Here is a 16,232-nt window from a genome sequence, read left to right as displayed (position 1 = left end):
CGTGAACAAAGCCCAACCGCCCCTGCTGAATGCAACCATTCGCCAGCAATCCCTCGGCTTGGGCTTGTTGGCGCTGTTGCTGTTTATCGCCGGTAACTGGCACCAGGCAATCATCGGTTTCGACTCGCGTTTCGTGGTGTTCGCCCAGGAGATGCTGCGCCATGGGCCGAGCTTCTTTCCGACCACGTACGGCCAGCCGTATGCCGATTACCTGGCGACCTCGACGATACTGACCTGGCTGCTGTCGCTGCCGTTTGACCAGGTCACCAGCCTCACGGCCTGGTTACCGACGGCGATGGCGTCGGCCATCATCGTCATCCTGGTGTATCGCCTGACCGCGCCCTACTCGGCACGCTGGGGAGTGCTCAGCGTACTGATGTTGTTGCTCAGCAGCACCTTCATCAGCGAAACCCGCGCGGTGTCCCTCGACCAAATGCTCGCGGCCGTCGCCCTGGCGGTGTTCTACCTCGGTTATAGCCATGATCACTTCGGTGCCGGCAAGCGTTTGCACTGGCTGTATCTGCTGCTGATCCTCGGCTTTGCGATTCGCGGGCCGATCGGCTTGGTGATTCCTACCGGCGTGTTGTGCAGCTATTACCTGATCAACCGTCAATGGAGTCGGCTGTTCAGCTTCGGGCTGTTGGCCCTGGCGTTGCTGGGCGCTTGTGTGGGCTTGCTGCTGCTGCTGGCCAAACTCAGCGGCGGCGACACGTTCATGCAAGACGTGATTCGCATGCAGTTCCTGGGGCGCATGGACGGTAGCGAAGGCTCCAGCGGCGCGTTGTATTACTTCACCAGCTCGCTGGGCAACTACGCCCTCGCCTACCCACTGGCATTGCTGGTACTGCTTGGCGTGGCAGTCGGCGGGCGACGTACACCAGACCCGGCGTTGCAGTTGGTGCTGTACTGCGCAGCGGCAGGCCTGTTGGTAATGCTTGGCCTGTCGATCCCGCAAGCGAAGAAGGCGCGTTATGTGCTGCCGATGTTGCCGATGGCGGCGATTATTGCTGCGTATCCGTTCCAGGTCGCACAGGGCCGGCTGTTCGCTTGGTTGCGCGGCTTGATGCTCGGTATCTGGGTGCTGCTGCCCGCGTTGCTGGCGGTCGGGTTGTGGATGGTACGGCGTCGCTACGCCGAGCAATTGGGCAGTCTTGCGCCGATTCTTAGCGTGCTGGTCGTGCTGCAGGTGTTGGCGTTGCTGACGGTGTTCAAACCGCGCCTGCGCCCTGTAGGCCCTGCATTGATTGCGGTGTTGGCGATCTGGACTACCTATATCGTGATTGTCGAGCCGTTGGAGCGCAGTCTCTACGACACCCGAACGTTCAGCCTGGCGGTGAAAGCACAGGTTCAGCAAGATCGCGCCCCCGTGATCCTGCATGGCCTGGGCAAGGACGCCAAAGCGATCAAGTTCATGGTCAATTACGATTGCGACCGCGTACCGCTGTTTACGCAACAACCGTCGGACCTGAACCCGATAGTGGCGCCGGCCTGGCTGGTGATGAGCGCTGCGGACTTCGCCTTGTTGAAAGACCCGCGCTTTAGCGGTCTTACTCCGACGCTCACCGGCGAGTTCGACAAGGACCCGTATGTGCTGCTGCACTTGGCTAAACCTGCACAACCTTGACGCTTTGCGCCGGCAATGCCGGCGCGTGGTACGCTATAACTGCATTATTTTTGCATTTAACCCTCATTAATATGCATTGGCGTCGCGCTATTCAGCGCGGCACACTGCGCAGGTTCCTCCCCCAAATGTTGGAACTTTCAAAGGGCTTTTCCGGGCGACCAGACGAGCCTTTTTTTTGCCTGCCGTTTATGGATTCCCTCTCGATGCTCGCTCGCTGGTTCCCCGCTGCTATCAACACCCGTCCCACTGAATGGAGCCGCGCCGCTATCGGCATGGCACTGGGCACAATGCTCAGTGTCTGGCTGTGCGGACAAGTCTTCGGCATGGACGTCGCCCTGCACCTGCTTGGCCCGTTGGGGGCTTCGGCAGTGCTGTTGTTTGCCGTGTCATCCGGCGCGTTGGCGCAGCCTTGGTCGATCATTGGCAGTTACCTGTGCGCAGGCGTGGTGGCCTTATTGGTAGCCCGCGTGCTGGGACGCACCTTGGGCAGTGCCTGCCTGGCAGCCGGTATGACGGTGATCTTGATCTGCTGGCTACGCTGCCTGCACCCGCCAGCGGGTGGCCTGGCCATGAGCCTGGTACTGGCCGATCCAGCGTCTGCGGCCTTGGGTTGGTCCGAGTTGGGGGCGGTGATGCTCGGTGCCGGCGCGCTGTTGGCCTGCGCCCTGGCGTATAACAACGCCACGCGCACCCGCTATCCCAAAGGCGCCATTGAGGCACCGGCAACACCCCTTGGCAGTACGCCGACTCCGGTCGACGCTGCAATCACCGCCGCCGACCTCAAGCTGGCGCTGGCCGATATGGAGCAGTTCTACGATATCGAGCCCACTGAACTCGAACAGCTGATCCATACCGCTGAAGCCCATGCACGGCGCCGCAGCATCGGTGAAGTGTTGGCCGAACGCGCTGCATAAATGCAAAAACGACCTGCATGATTCCGGGTTGTACTGGGCAAATTTGCACTGGTACGATCACGAGATGGTTCGTCCGCGAACCTCTTGATAAAGAACAATAAAAGCAGGGAGTTAGAGATGACTGCTCAGGTTTCATCCGAGGCACGCCGCATCGATACAGGTTCAGAAGAGGTGCTGGCCGACGTCCGCAACCACATCGGCCACCTCACCCTCAATCGCCCCGCCGGCTTGAACGCCATTACCCTGGACATGGTTCGCAGCCTCACCCGTCAGCTGCAGGCCTGGGCCGATGACCCGGCGGTGTACGCCGTCGTCCTGCGCGGCGCTGGCGAGAAGGCCTTTTGCGCCGGCGGCGACATCCGTTCCCTGTATGACAGCTTTAAAAGCGGCGACACGCTCCACCAAGACTTCTTCGTCGAGGAATACGCACTCGATCTGCTCATCCACCACTACCGCAAGCCCGTCCTCGCGTTGATGGACGGATTTGTGCTGGGCGGCGGCATGGGGCTGGTGCAAGGCGCCGACTTACGCGTGGTCACCGAGCGCAGCCGCCTGGCCATGCCGGAAACCGCCATCGGGTACTTCCCGGACGTGGGCGGCAGCTATTTCCTGTCACGCATCCCCGGCGAACTGGGGACTTACCTGGGCGTTACCGGGGTTCAAATTCGTGCGGCGGATGCGTTGTATTGCGGGCTGGCGGACTGGTACATCGACAGTGCCAAGCTTGACGACCTGAATCAGAAACTCGACCGCCTGCACTGGCACGATTCCCCGCTCAAAGACCTGCAAGGCCTGCTTGCCAAACTGGCGGTGCAGCAACTGCCAGACGCGCCGCTGGCAGCCTTGCGCCCGGCCATCGACCACGTCTTTGCCCTGCCGGATGTGCCGAGCATCGTCGAACAGTTGCAGGCCGTCACGGTCGCCGACAGCCATGAATGGGCCGTGACCACCGCCAACCTGATGCAAACCCGTTCGCCCCTGGCCATGGCCGTGACCCTTCAAATGCTGCGCCGTGGTCGGCGCTTGCCGTTGGAGCAATGCTTTGCCCTCGAACTGTACCTGGACCGCCAATGGTTCGAACGCGGCGACCTGATCGAAGGCGTGCGCGCCCTGATCATCGACAAGGACAAGACCCCGCGCTGGAACCCTCCAACCCTCGACGGGCTGGACGCCAGCCATGTCGAGAGCTTCTTTCATCACTTCGAGCAGGTTGCGAAGTAAGCCATGCAAGACATTGAATACACTGAAGAACAAGTGATGATCCGTGACATGGCGCGCGACTTTGCCCGTGGCGAAATCGCCCCCCATGCCCAAGCCTGGGAGAAAGCCGGCTGGATTGACGACGCTCTGGTCGCGAAAATGGGCGAGCTCGGCCTGCTGGGCATGGTGGTACCCGAAGAATGGGGCGGTACCTACGTCGACTATGTAGCGTATGCCCTCGCCGTTGAAGAGATTTCCGCCGGGGATGGCGCCACTGGCGCGCTGATGAGTATCCATAATTCAGTGGGTTGCGGGCCGATCCTCAACTACGGCACACCCGAACAGAAACAGACCTGGCTCGCCGACCTCGCCAGCGGCCAGGCGATTGGCTGCTTCTGCCTGACCGAACCGCAAGCCGGCTCCGAAGCCCACAACCTGCGCACCCGCGCCGAACTGCGCGACGGCCACTGGGTGATCAATGGCGCCAAGCAGTTCGTCAGCAACGGCAAGCGCGCCAAGTTGGCGATTGTGTTCGCCGTGACCGACCCGGAACTGGGCAAGAAGGGTATTTCTGCGTTTCTGGTACCGACGAATACTGCAGGCTTTGTGGTAGACCGCACCGAACACAAGATGGGCATCCGCGCCTCGGATACCTGCGCCGTGACCCTCAACCAATGCATAGTGCCCGAAGCCAACCTGCTCGGTGAGCGCGGTAAAGGCCTGGCGATCGCGCTGTCGAACCTGGAAGGCGGCCGCATTGGCATTGCCGCCCAGGCCTTGGGCATCGCCCGTGCGGCATTCGAGGCGGCGCTGGCCTACGCCCGTGACCGTGTGCAGTTCGACAAAGCCATCATCGAGCACCAGAGCGTGGCCAACCTGCTGGCCGACATGCAAACCCGCCTGAATGCCGCCCGCCTGCTGATCCTGCACGCGGCACGTCTGCGCAGTGCCGGTAAACCCTGCCTGTCGGAAGCCTCCCAGGCCAAGCTGTTTGCTTCGGAAATGGCGGAGAAGGTCTGCTCGTCAGCGATGCAGATTCATGGCGGGTATGGGTATCTGGAGGATTACCCGGTGGAGCGCTACTACCGGGATGCGCGGATCACGCAGATTTATGAAGGGACCAGTGAGATTCAGCGGATGGTTATTGCTCGCGAGCTCAAGCACTATCAACTCTAAACCGCTACACATAAAAAGTGTGGGAGCTGGCTTGCCTGCTCCCACATTTGAATCCCGGTGTTGTTGGGATCGGGTTACTTGTCCTTGAAGGCGGGCGTGCGCTTGGCTACGAATGCCGCCATGCCTTCCTTCTGATCCAGCGTCGCAAACGCCGCATGGAATACGCGACGCTCAAAGCGCACGCCTTCCGACAGGCTCACTTCAAACGCGCGGTTCACACTTTCCTTGACCATCATGCTGATCGGCACCGACTTGCCGGCAATCAGCGTGGCCACTTTCAAGGCCTCTTCCAGCAGTTCATCGGCCGGCACGATACGCGCGACAATACCGCAACGCTCCGCCTCCACCGCATCGATAAAACGGCCGGTCAGGCACATTTCCATGGCCTTGGCCTTGCCCACGGCGCGGGTCAGGCGCTGGGTGCCGCCCATGCCTGGCAGTACGCCGAGGTTGATTTCCGGTTGGCCGAACTTGGCCGTGTCGCCCGCCAGGATGAAATCGCACATCAACGCCAGCTCACAGCCGCCACCAAGGGCAAAGCCATTGACTGCGGCGATGATCGGCTTGCGGCGGTTGGCCACGCGGTCGCTGTCGCTGAACAGGTCGTCGAGGTAGATCTGCGGGTAGGTCAGCTCGGCCATTTCCTTGATATCGGCGCCGGCGGCGAAGGCCTTTTTCGAGCCAGTCAGCACGATGCAGCCAATCTCAGGGTTGGCTTCCAGGCCATCCAGCGCCTGGTTCAGTTCGCTGACCAGTTGGGCGTTCAACGCGTTCAGGGCTTGCGGGCGATTGAGGGTAATCAGCCCGACGCGGCCCTGAACTTCGAGCAAAATGGTTTCGTAACTCATGTATCGGCTCCTTAGAGATTGCGTGAGATGACCATGCGTTGAATATCGCTGGTGCCTTCGTAAATCTGGCAGACCCGCACATCGCGGTAGATCCGCTCCAGGGGGAAGTCGCTCAGGTAACCGTAACCACCGAGGGTTTGCAAGGCGGCCGAGCAGACTTTCTCGGCCATTTCCGAGGCAAACAGCTTGGCCATGGACGCTTCTACCAGTGCCGGCTTGCCGCTGTCACGCAGCGCGGCAGCGTAGTGCACCATCTGCCGGGCAACGGCGATTTGCGTAGCCATGTCGGCCAAACGAAAGGCCACGGCCTGGTGTTCGATGATCGCCTTGCCGAAGCTTTCACGCTCACGCGCATAGTCGCGCGCCGCTTCAAAGGCCGCGCGGGCCATGCCCACCGCTTGCGAAGCGATACCTACGCGGCCACCTTCCAGGTTGGCCAGGGCGATCTTGTAGCCTTCGCCCTCCTCACCCAACCGATTCGCCACGGGCACTTTCACGTCTTCAAACAGGATCTGGCAAGTATCCGACGCGTGCTGGCCGAGCTTGTCCTCGACCCGCGCCACCGTGTAGCCCGGCAAATCGGTCGGCACGATGAATGCGCTGATCCCGCGTTTGCCCGCCGCAGGGTCGGTCACCGCAAACACAATCACGACCCCGGCGTTTTGCCCGGAGGTAATGAACTGCTTGCAGCCATTGAGCACGTAGTGGTCGCCTTCCAGGCGTGCGCGGGTTTTCAGGCTGCTGGCGTCGGAGCCGGCCTGGGGTTCGGTCAAGGCAAAGGCGCCGAGCATGGCGCCACTGGCCAGGGGCTTGAGGAACTGTTCTTTCTGGTGGTCGTTGCCGAACTTGAGGATCGGCACGCAACCCACCGAGTTGTGCACGCTCATGATGGTCGAGCAGGCGCCGTCGCCGGCGGCGATTTCTTCCAAGGCCATGGCGTAGGCCAGGTAGCCGGTGTCGCAACCGCCCCACTGTTCGGGCACCAGCATGCCGAAAAAGCCCAGTTCGGCCATTTCTCCGATGGCTTCCTTGGGAAAGCGATGCTCGCGATCCCATTCGGCAGCGAAAGGCTTCAGGCGCTCTTGGGCGAATTGCCGGGCGGCATCGCTGATTTGCAGCTGTTCGTCATTGGGCAGCATGGTGATCAGTCCTTAGTACAGGCATTCGACAGCCATGGCCGTGGCTTCACCACCGCCGATACAGATGGCCGCAACGCCACGCGTGAGGCCTTTCTGGCGCAGGGCCGAGAGCAAGGTCACCAGGATCCGCGCACCTGACGCGCCAATCGGATGGCCCAAGGCGCAAGCGCCGCCGTGGATATTCACCTTGTCGTGGGGGATCTCCAGTTTGCTCATGGTCACCAGGCTCACCACAGCGAAGGCTTCATTGATCTCGAACAAGTCCACTTGGTCAAGGTTCCAGCCGGTCTTGGTCATCAGCTTGCGGATCGCACCCACCGGCGCTACTGGGAACAGTCCCGGTTCATCGGCGAACGCTGCGTGGCCATGGATCACCGCCAGTGGCTTGAGCCCACGCTTGGCGGCCTCGGACTGGCGCATCAACAGCAGCGCTGCCGCACCGTCGGAAATGGAGCTGGAGTTGGCCGCAGTGACCGTACCCCCTTCGCGGAACGCCGGTTTCAGGCTGGCGATCTTGTCTAGCTTGGCTTTAGGCGGCTGCTCGTCGTGCAGGATGGTTTTCTGCTCTTTGCCCACGGTGACCTGCACCGGGACAATCTCGGCGGCGAAGCTGCCGTGGGCAATGGCTTCCTGCGCACGGGTCAGGGAGGCGATGGCGAAGGCGTCCTGGGCCTCGCGGGTAAAGCCGTTGTGTTCGGCGCAATCCTCGGCAAAGGTGCCCATGAGGCGACCCTTGTCGTAGGCGTCTTCAAGGCCGTCGAGGAACATGTGATCGAGCACACGGCCATGGCCCATGCGGTAACCGCTGCGAGCGCGGTCCAGCAGGTACGGCGCGTTGGACATGCTTTCCATGCCGCCAGCGATCACCACGTCGGCGCTGCCGGCCAGCAGAGAGTCATGCGCGAGAATCGCGGCTTCCATGCCCGAACCGCACATTTTGTTGAGGGTGGTGCAACGGGTGGACTTGTCCAGCCCTGCGCCCAAGGCGGCCTGCCGTGCTGGCGCCTGGCCGAGACCGGCCGGCAGCACGCAGCCAAACAACACTTCATCCACGGCATCGGTGGCAATACCGGCGCGCTCAACAGCGGCACGAATCGCGGCAGCGCCCAGCTGTGGCGCCGTCAGGCCCTTGAGGTCGCCCTGGAATCCGCCCATGGGCGTACGCACGGCGCTGACAATAACGATGGGATCAGTCATGGCAAATACTCCTTACTTGGCCGCCATGCGCAAGGCGCCGTCGAGACGGATCACCTCGCCATTGAGCATGCTGTTTTCAATGATATGCCGTACCAGTGCGGCGTATTCGGCGGGTTTGCCCAGGCGCGGCGGGAACGGAACGCCGGCGGCCAGGGAATCGCGGACTTCCGGGGTCATGCCCGCCATCATCGGGGTTTCGAAAATGCCGGGAGCGATGGTCATCACGCGGATGCCGAAACGCGCCAGTTCACGGGCAGCGGGCAACGTGAGGCTGGCAATTGCGCCTTTTGAGGCGGCATACGCTGCCTGGCCGATCTGCCCGTCAAACGCTGCCACCGAAGCGGTATTGATGATCACGCCACGTTCGCCGTCGGCATTCGCTTCGGTTTCGGCAATGGCCGCAGACGCCAGGCGCAACAGGTTGAAGCTGCCGATCAGGTTGACGTTGATGACTTGGGCGAAGCTTGCCAATGCATGCGGGCCGTTCTTGCCGAGGATCTTCTCGCCGCGCACCACGCCAGCGCAGTTCACCAGGCCATGCAGGCCTCCAAAGGCTGCGACGGTCGCTTGTACTGCTGCCTCGGCCGCAGCTTCCTGGCTGATATCCGCCACCGCACTGCGGGCGTTATCCCCCAGCTGCTTGGCCTTGGCCGTTACTGCGTCGGCATTCAAGTCCACCAGCATCACCTTGGCACCCGCCGCGACGAGCATTTCAGCGGTGGCCGCACCGAGGCCCGAAGCGCCGCCGCTGACCAGGAAGACCTTGTTTTCAATCTGCATTATTGTTGTGTCCTTGGACTGTCCGAATCGCCAAATAGTCGCCCCGGCACGCCAGCGCAGCAATGGTCAAAGCCTTCAATATGCCTGACTGCTTTGGCCAGTCATCGATCCCGCTGATCAGTTAGTCAGCCCAAGCGATTGGACGCCCTGCGCGCATACTTCTAACCTGATGGCCTGCGCCACCGAAGAAGCCCTTCCTGCGATGATTGTCCGCCCCAAACCCAACCTCCTGGGTATCCTGTTTTCCCTCAAAGGGTCGATCGCCAAGCGCATCGCCCTGCGCAGCCTGTTGGTTACGCTGTTGGCCTCGGTGATCGTGCTGGTGGAAACCCTCCACCCCGCGTACTTCTCCAAGGTCAACGCCACGCCGTTCACGCTGCTGGGGCTGTCGCTGTCGATCTTCATGAGTTTTCGCAACAACGCCTGCTATGACCGTTGGTGGGAGGGTCGTAAGCAACTGGGGCAGATGATCATCGATGTACGCTCGCTGATCCGCGAAACCCAGGTGCTCAGCGATCCGGCAGAGCGCGCAGGCCTGCTGCGCGGCCTATGTGGTTTTGCCCATGGCTTGATCGCACGTTTGCGCGTTGAAGATGAAGCCCAGGCCATAAAGCCCTGGATCGAAGTGGACGCCAACCATCCGAACCTTCCGGACAATGTGCTGCAACGCGTCGGGGCACGGTTTTCCGAGCTGGCGGAACGTGGCGTGATCAGCGAATGGCGCTACACCCAGTTGGAGGCACGCCTGGTGAGCTTGAGCCAGGTGCAAGCCTCGTGCGAGCGGATCAAAACCACGCCGCTGCCGTTCCCCTACACCTTGCTGCTGCACCGCACCATTTACCTGTTCTGCATCCTGTTGCCGTTTGCCATGGCCGAGCCGCTGGGTTGGCTTACACCAGTCTTTACCGCCATTGTCAGCTACACGTTCTTTGGCCTCGATGAAATTGGCGATGACCTCGAAGACCCCTTCGGCTTCGACGAAAACGACCTGCCCTGCAATGCCATCGTGCGCACCCTGGAACGGGAAGTGCTCGCGGCGCTTGGCCAGCCTTTGCCGCCCGCCCTGGAACCGGTGGAATACGTACTCACCTGACTCAGGTTTGACACTCGCAGTGGTCTGACCGAAGCTTGCGGCTTTGCGATAGCTCGGACGCCTGCATGTCAAAGTCACGCCGTAACGCCCTTTTCGGCCTGTGCGCCCTGTTGTTGGTTGTGTTGGTCACCTGGTACTTCTCCCGTGCCACGCCGGTGGTGGTGCCTCCTGCGATTGCCCATGGTTACTCCAAAGCGCTGAAACAAGCGCGTAACGGTGAACCTGGGGCAGCACGTGTGCTGTACCAGCAATTGGGCCGACCGGACCTCTCGCCCGAGCGTCGCGCCGCCCTGCATGCCGAACTGCCCAACTACCCCAGCCCGCAAGCACTGAAGCTGGCTGACAAGGACCTGGCCAACGAGTCGCCGTTGGTGCGCGAAGCCGCCATCCATAGCATTGTGGGCCTGGTCCCCAGCGGCCAACGCACGTTGTTGCTCGGCCCTGTATTGGACGACCCCGAACAAAGCGTGCGGTTTGCAGCCGCCAACGCCCTGCTTGGCCTGTCGCCGGACACCCTGGGCTTGTACTTCGGGCCGTTGCAGCAGGTGCTGGATGAATTTGTGAAAAAGCTTAAGGCCGGTCCCGAAACCGCCGAAAACTGGATTCAACTGGCGCGCCTGTACATCCACAGCGCTCTGCTGCCGGATGCGCAAAACGCGTTGGAACAAGCGATGCGCCTGCAACCGGACAACCTGCAGGCGGTGGTCGCGCAGATCGAGCTGCTGGATAAACAAGGCAAGACTGAGGAGTCGCGTCAATTGCTTGCGCGCCAATTGGCGGCCCATCCTGAATCGGCCTACCTGCAACATGCCCTGGGCATGTGGCTGCTGCATCATGGCGAGCGCACCTATGCCTTGCTGGGTCTGTCCAAAGCGGTGGAGCTGGAACCGGACAATCAGGATTACCGCTACGACCTGGCCACCACCTTGCACGCCCAGCAGGAACTGGAAGCGGCCCAGCGCCAGTTGGAAGAGATCATTCAGCGCCACCCGGCCAATCGCAAGGCGCGGGTGTTGCTGGTCAATTACTGGACAGAAAGTGGCCAGTTGCAGAACGTCCAAGTGCTGCTTGCGCAACTGGAGCAACAGAACCCGGATGACCCGGCATTGCAGCAGGGGCTTTGATGCATCTGCGCTACAAAAACTTGTAAATTCAAGCCCTCGCTGTACAAATCTTACAAAACGTTGAACCGGCGCAAGGCGCCACGGTCAAGTGAATATGGCGCGCCCAGGGCGGCGCGCTCCTCTATTTGTTGTAAGTGACCCGAGGGCACTCCTTGTCTACATCCAATGAGCTGTTCAATGAAAAGGCCGCAACCGGCATCGAAGGTCTTGATGACATTCTTTCCGGCGGGCTATCACGCAGCCACCTGTTCCTGCTGGAAGGTGAACCTGGTACCGGTAAAACCACCGTCGCGCTGCATTTCTTGCAGGCTGGAGCGAAAAACGGTGAAACATCGTTGTACATCACCCTGTCCGAAACCGAAAAGGAGTTGCGCCAAGGCGCCAAGTCCCACGGTTGGGACTTGGATGAGAACATCCACATCTTTGAGCTGACCCCGCCGGAGAGCCTGCTCAACGCCGAGCACCAGCAAAGTTTGCTGTATTCCTCCGACTTGGAGCTGGGCGAAGCGACGCGGCAGATCTTTGAGGTGGTGGAACGGGTCAAACCGACGCGTGTGGTGGTCGACAGCCTCTCCGAGATCCGCCTGCTGGCACAAAGCTCCCTGCGTTACCGTCGGCAGATCCTGGCGATCAAGCATTACTTCGTACGCTACGACGCAACCGTCTTGCTGCTGGACGACCTCACCACCGAATCCCTCGATAAAACCGTGCACAGCGTGGCCCACGGTGTGATCCGCCTGGAAGAACTCACCCCCAACTACGGCGCCGAGCGGCGCCGGGTGCGGATTGTGAAATACCGTGGCCAGAAATACCGGGGCGGCTTCCACGACTTCACCATTGTTCACGGTGGCGTGCAGGTGTTCCCGCGCCTGGTGGCGGCCGAGCACCGGGGTGGCTACAACCGTGAGACGTTGACCAGCGGTATTGCCGAGCTGGACTCGTTACTGGGCGGCGGGATCGAGACTGGCTCCAGTAGCTTGATTCTGGGGCCTGCCGGCACCGGCAAATCGCTGATCTCGATGATCTTCGCCGCCGCCGCCGTGGCCCGTGGCGAAAAGGCCGCACTGTTTATCTTCGACGAAGAGTTGGGTTTATTGTTCGAGCGCATGAAAAACATGGGCATCGACCTTGAAGCCTTGCAAGCCACCGGCAACCTGCTGATCGAACAAGTAGATGCCGCTGAACTATCCCCCGGTGAATTTTCCCACCGCGTACGACGTTGCGTTGACGAGCGTGGGATCAAGACAGTGGTCATCGACAGTGTGAACGGCTACCAGGCCGCGATGCCGGAAGAAAACGCGCTGATCCTGCATATGCACGAGCTGCTGCTGTACCTCAACCGCCGAGGCGCAGCCACCTTCATGACGGTCGCCCAGCATGGGTTGGTGGGCGATATGCAGGCGCCGGTGGACATTACCTACCTGGCTGACACGGTCATCCTGCTGCGCTACTTCGAAGCAATCGGTGAAGTTCGCCGTGCCATTTCGATCATCAAGAAGCGCACTGGCTCCCATGAATCGACTATTCGTGAATACCGCATCGGCAGCCGCGGCATGACCGTCGGTGAACCGCTGAACAATTTCCAGGGAGTGCTGCGCGGTATTCCCACCTACATGGGCGCGGGATCGCCACTGCTCAAGGACCTGGGATAGTGACCATGCTTACTCCCGTCTCCGAGCGTGCGATCATTCTCGCGCCCCTGGGGCGTGACGGCTCGCTGGCGCTGATGATGCTTAACGAGGCGGGCTACAGCGGCGTCGTCACGCCCGATTTGCAGATGCTCTGCGACACAGTGGAATACGGCTGTGGCTTGCTGATCATTGCGGCCGAAGCGCTGCGCGGGGTTGATTTGGAGCCCCTGCTCCACCACCTGCACCAGCAACCTGCCTGGTCGGACTTGCCTATCGTGCTGATGACCCACCACGGCGGCAGTGAGCAAAACGGTTCGTCCCACCTGAGCGGCTTGCTGGGCAACGTGACGTTCCTGGAGCGGCCCTTCCACCCGGTAACGCTGATCAGCCTGGTCAGCGCCGCCCTGCGCGGCCGACGCCGGCAATACGAAGCACGGGACCGCTTGATCGACCTGAGCGAGAGCGAGCTGCGCCTGCAGCGGACGCTGGAAACCCTCGAACAACAGGTAGAGGAACGCACCGCGCAGTTGCGCCATAACGAAGATGCCCTGCGTCAATCACAGAAGATGGAAGCCGTTGGCCAATTGACTGGCGGCATCGCCCACGACTTCAACAACATGCTCACCGGCATCATCGGCAGCCTGGAGTTGCTACGCAGGCGCGTGTCCCGTGGCAAATTGGACGACCTCGACAGCCTGATCGACCTGGGCGTCACCTCGGCGAACCGAGCGGCCGGCCTCACTCACCGATTGCTGGCGTTTTCCCGTCGGCAATCGCTCGACTCCAAACCCGTGGAAATCAACCAATTGGTGACGGCCATGGGGGAGTTGCTGCAACGCAGCATCAATGAAAGCATCAAGCTGGAGATGCGCCTGAGCGGCGAACTCTGGACCGCCGAGGCCGATCCCAATCAACTGGAAAGCGCCCTGCTCAACCTGGTGATCAACGCGCGCGACGCCATGCCCAGCGGGGGGCAACTGGTGGTGGAAACCACCAACCGTCATCTGGACAGCGTATTCACTGCCGCGTATGGCACGCTGAAGCCGGGTGACTATGTCGAGCTGAGCGTCAGCGACACCGGGTGCGGTATCCCGGAAAGCGTGATGAGCCGCGTGTTCGATCCGTTCTTTACCACCAAACCAATTGGTCAGGGCACCGGCTTGGGCCTGTCGATGATCTACGGCTTTGCGCGCCAGTCACACGGGCACGTGTCGCTGCACAGTGAAGTGGGCAAAGGCACCACCGTCAGCCTGTTTCTGCCGCGCTTCATGGGTGAAGTCACTGCAAACGAAATCGCTGATCCCGCACTGTTGCCGTTCGCCAATGCCGGTGAAACCGTGCTGATCGTCGAGGACGACCCCGCAGTGCGTGTGCTGGTCAGTGCGGTGCTCAAGGAATTGGGGTATGCCTTCGTACAAGCCGGTGACGCCGATACGGCGGTACCGATCATCGAGTCCGACCAACGTATCGACCTGTTGATCAGCGATGTCGGCCTGCCAGGCATGAACGGTCGGCAACTGGCGGAGATCGGGCGGCAGATTCGCCCGGAGCTGAAGGTGTTGTTCATCACCGGGTACGCCGAACATGCGGCGGTACGCGGTGGTTTCCTGGACCCGGGCATGCAACTGATCACCAAGCCCTTCACCTTCGACCTGCTCACAGCCAAAGTCCGCGAAATGATCCGCAACGTGTAGTGAGCGGGCTTGCCCGGGTACAGACCGGGGACATCGTTTACATTTCTAACCGGGGACATGGTTTACAGGTTATTACGCATGATCAGGAGGTAACTGATCATGCCCTGGAACCAAGAGTCTCCCATGGATCAACGAATCAAACTGGTCATCGACTGGCTTTCTGGTGACTTCACCAAAAGCCAGTTAGCTCGGCGCTTCGGCGTCAGTCGACCGACTGTAGATAAATGGATCTCCCGTCACGTTGAAGGAGATTTAAAGTCGTTGGCAGAGCTATCTCGACGACCCCATAACAGCCCAAACAAGACTGACGATGAGATCTTGGCTCGCATAGTGGCGATGAAAGAAGCCCACTATGAATGGGGGCCGAAGAAGCTTGTCAGGCTATTAGGAATCGATGATTCGTCGGTCGCCTGGCCATCTCCAAGCACGGCAGGCCAATGGCTTGACCGTCTTGGGCTGGTCAAAAAACGACGCTTCAAACGACGGCACAGTACCGGTCACAGGGAAATGCGCGAAGCCAACGAGCCCAACAATACGTGGTGCGCTGACTACAAAGGGCAGTTCAAGATGCTCAACGCCCATATGTGCTATCCCTTAACCGTTACAGACCATGCCTCTCGTATGATTTTGGCGTGCAGAGCTCACTCCAGGATCATGACCAAGCCTGTAAAACAAGCATTTGAGAGGCTTTTCCATGAGTACGGAATGCCTGAAGTCATTCGGTCTGACAACGGCGTTCCTTTTGCGTCTCCAGGCCTGGCAAGAATGTCCACACTGGCCGTTTGGTGGATCCGTTTGGGTATATATCCGGAGCGAACAATGCCAGGAAGACCGGACCAAAATGGCCGACATGAACGGATGCATCGCAGTATGAAGTTAGAGCTGCCGATCGGGAAAAACCTGGTTGAGCAGCAGCTTTTTCTAGAGCACTTTCGACATGAATTCAATTACATACGCCCCCACGAGGCGCTCGGCATGAAGCGCCCAGGAGAGCTGTATGTGCCGTCTAATCGACCTTATCCAGGATGCTTGCCGGATGTGGAATATGCGGCGGAAATGAAAGTACGAAGCGTAAGGAAGAACGGCTCGATCATGTGGAAAGGAAAGTTGGTGTTTGTTAGCGAAGCGCTATCAGGAGAACGGATCGCGCTCAAGGAAGTTGAAGAAGATGTTTGGGATCTTTACCTGTGTGATTATCCCCTGGGGAGGCTTGGACGAGGAATGAGCCGCGTCCAAGCTTCAAATGTGTAAACGATGTCTCCGGTTTCAGATGTAAAGGATGTCTACGGTTCTACACCGCGCTGGGTGGCGAAGCCGCCCCCAATAGAGCTGTTGCATTATTTCAGAAAGACCGAGAAGCCTGGATTAAGGGCGGCTTCGCCGCCCAGCGCGGGCAAGCCCGCTCGCTACGCCAGTAGGCGTTGGATGTGCTCCTGGAGCGTGTCCAGGTCAAACGGCTTGGCCAGGATCGGCGCATTGCGCGTGATCGGGCTGTTGCAGTCGAGAATTTCCTGCGGGTAACCGCTGATGAAAATAACCTTCAGTTCCGGGCGCAGCTTGATCGCAGGTTCTGCAATCTGTACCCCGGAAATCCCACCCGGCAAGCGGTAATCCGTGACCATCAGGTCCAGGTGCGGCTTGGTCGCGAGGATTTCGAAGGCCTGCTCCCCATCGATCGCCTTCAATACCCGATAGCCCAGGCCTGCCAGGTATTCACCCAGCACAAACATAATGGATTCGTCGTCCTCGACGATCAGAACGACATCTTGTGCATCTTCACTCATGGGAAGCCTTTGTCCGGTCAATTGCTGC

Annotated in this window: 14 protein-coding genes; 9 read left to right on the top strand and 5 right to left on the bottom strand. The window is 60.3% G+C overall.

The window, feature by feature from the left end; translation table 11 throughout:
- The first annotated feature begins 1 nt into the window (after window position 1).
- The 4 genes from CFE47_RS03430 (at window position 2) to CFE47_RS03415 (ending at window position 4,914) form a co-directional block, all read left to right on the top strand.
- A complete protein-coding gene (locus CFE47_RS03430; RefSeq protein ID WP_286835500.1) occupies window positions 2-1,624 on the top strand; it encodes an ArnT family glycosyltransferase in 1,623 nt (540 codons plus the stop codon).
- Between the two features lie 203 nt (window positions 1,625-1,827).
- Window positions 1,828-2,538 carry an HPP family protein gene (locus CFE47_RS03425; protein WP_286835499.1) on the top strand — a complete coding sequence of 237 codons (711 nt, stop codon included), beginning with the start codon at window positions 1,828-1,830 and terminating at the stop codon, window positions 2,536-2,538.
- Between the two features lie 117 nt (window positions 2,539-2,655).
- Entirely contained in the window at window positions 2,656-3,759 is a 1,104-nt protein-coding gene (locus CFE47_RS03420; RefSeq protein ID WP_286835498.1) for an enoyl-CoA hydratase/isomerase family protein, read from the top strand.
- A 3-nt stretch (window positions 3,760-3,762) separates the two neighbouring features.
- The gene (locus tag CFE47_RS03415; RefSeq protein WP_286835497.1) at window positions 3,763-4,914 is read left to right on the top strand and encodes an acyl-CoA dehydrogenase family protein; all 1,152 of its coding nucleotides are present in this window, start codon (window positions 3,763-3,765) and stop codon (window positions 4,912-4,914) included.
- Window positions 4,915-4,988: 74 nt separating this feature from the next.
- Here CFE47_RS03415 and CFE47_RS03410 read toward each other — a convergent pair whose 3' ends face one another.
- Genes CFE47_RS03410 through CFE47_RS03395 form a run of 4 tightly spaced genes read right to left on the bottom strand, consistent with a single transcriptional unit; the run spans window position 4,989 to window position 8,878 of the window.
- Window positions 4,989-5,762: an enoyl-CoA hydratase gene (locus CFE47_RS03410; RefSeq protein ID WP_286835496.1), complete on the bottom strand. Its 774-nt coding sequence runs from the start codon at window positions 5,760-5,762 to the stop codon at window positions 4,989-4,991.
- Window positions 5,763-5,773: 11 nt separating this feature from the next.
- A complete protein-coding gene (locus CFE47_RS03405) occupies window positions 5,774-6,901 on the bottom strand; it encodes an acyl-CoA dehydrogenase (RefSeq protein ID WP_286835495.1) in 1,128 nt (375 codons plus the stop codon).
- A 12-nt stretch (window positions 6,902-6,913) separates the two neighbouring features.
- On the bottom strand, window positions 6,914-8,098 hold the full coding sequence (locus tag CFE47_RS03400) for an acetyl-CoA C-acyltransferase (RefSeq protein ID WP_286835494.1): 1,185 nt from the start codon (window positions 8,096-8,098) through the stop codon (window positions 6,914-6,916).
- Window positions 8,099-8,110: 12 nt separating this feature from the next.
- Entirely contained in the window at window positions 8,111-8,878 is a 768-nt protein-coding gene (locus CFE47_RS03395; protein ID WP_286835493.1) for an SDR family NAD(P)-dependent oxidoreductase, read from the bottom strand.
- 202 nt (window positions 8,879-9,080) lie between these two features.
- On the opposite strand from CFE47_RS03395, the gene CFE47_RS03390 reads away from it, so the two are divergent.
- The 5 genes from CFE47_RS03390 to CFE47_RS03370 all read left to right on the top strand — a co-directional run bounded on the left by CFE47_RS03390 (window position 9,081) and on the right by CFE47_RS03370 (window position 15,671).
- Window positions 9,081-9,971: a bestrophin family protein gene (locus tag CFE47_RS03390; protein ID WP_286835492.1), complete on the top strand. Its 891-nt coding sequence runs from the start codon at window positions 9,081-9,083 to the stop codon at window positions 9,969-9,971.
- Window positions 9,972-10,036: 65 nt separating this feature from the next.
- Entirely contained in the window at window positions 10,037-11,095 is a 1,059-nt protein-coding gene (locus CFE47_RS03385; protein WP_286835491.1) for a HEAT repeat domain-containing protein, read from the top strand.
- Window positions 11,096-11,247: 152 nt separating this feature from the next.
- A complete protein-coding gene (locus CFE47_RS03380) occupies window positions 11,248-12,747 on the top strand; it encodes an ATPase domain-containing protein (protein ID WP_286835490.1) in 1,500 nt (499 codons plus the stop codon).
- The gene (locus CFE47_RS03375) at window positions 12,747-14,420 is read left to right on the top strand and encodes an ATP-binding protein (RefSeq protein WP_286835489.1); all 1,674 of its coding nucleotides are present in this window, start codon (window positions 12,747-12,749) and stop codon (window positions 14,418-14,420) included. The genes CFE47_RS03380 and CFE47_RS03375 overlap by 1 nt, the downstream gene beginning before the upstream one ends.
- Before the next feature lie 99 nt (window positions 14,421-14,519).
- A complete protein-coding gene (locus tag CFE47_RS03370; RefSeq protein ID WP_502695428.1) occupies window positions 14,520-15,671 on the top strand; it encodes a DDE-type integrase/transposase/recombinase in 1,152 nt (383 codons plus the stop codon).
- 155 nt (window positions 15,672-15,826) lie between these two features.
- Here CFE47_RS03370 and CFE47_RS03365 read toward each other — a convergent pair whose 3' ends face one another.
- Window positions 15,827-16,204, bottom strand: coding sequence for a response regulator (locus CFE47_RS03365; protein ID WP_003217591.1), 378 nt, complete (start codon window positions 16,202-16,204; stop codon window positions 15,827-15,829).
- Between the last annotated feature and the right edge of the window lie 28 nt (window positions 16,205-16,232).

Source organism: Pseudomonas sp. PGPPP1, from assembly GCF_002255865.1.
Lineage (GTDB): Bacteria > Pseudomonadota > Gammaproteobacteria > Pseudomonadales > Pseudomonadaceae > Aquipseudomonas > Aquipseudomonas cremoris.
The sequence above is the reverse complement of the archived record's forward strand: the minus strand, read 5'-3'. Positions and strand labels throughout refer to the sequence as shown.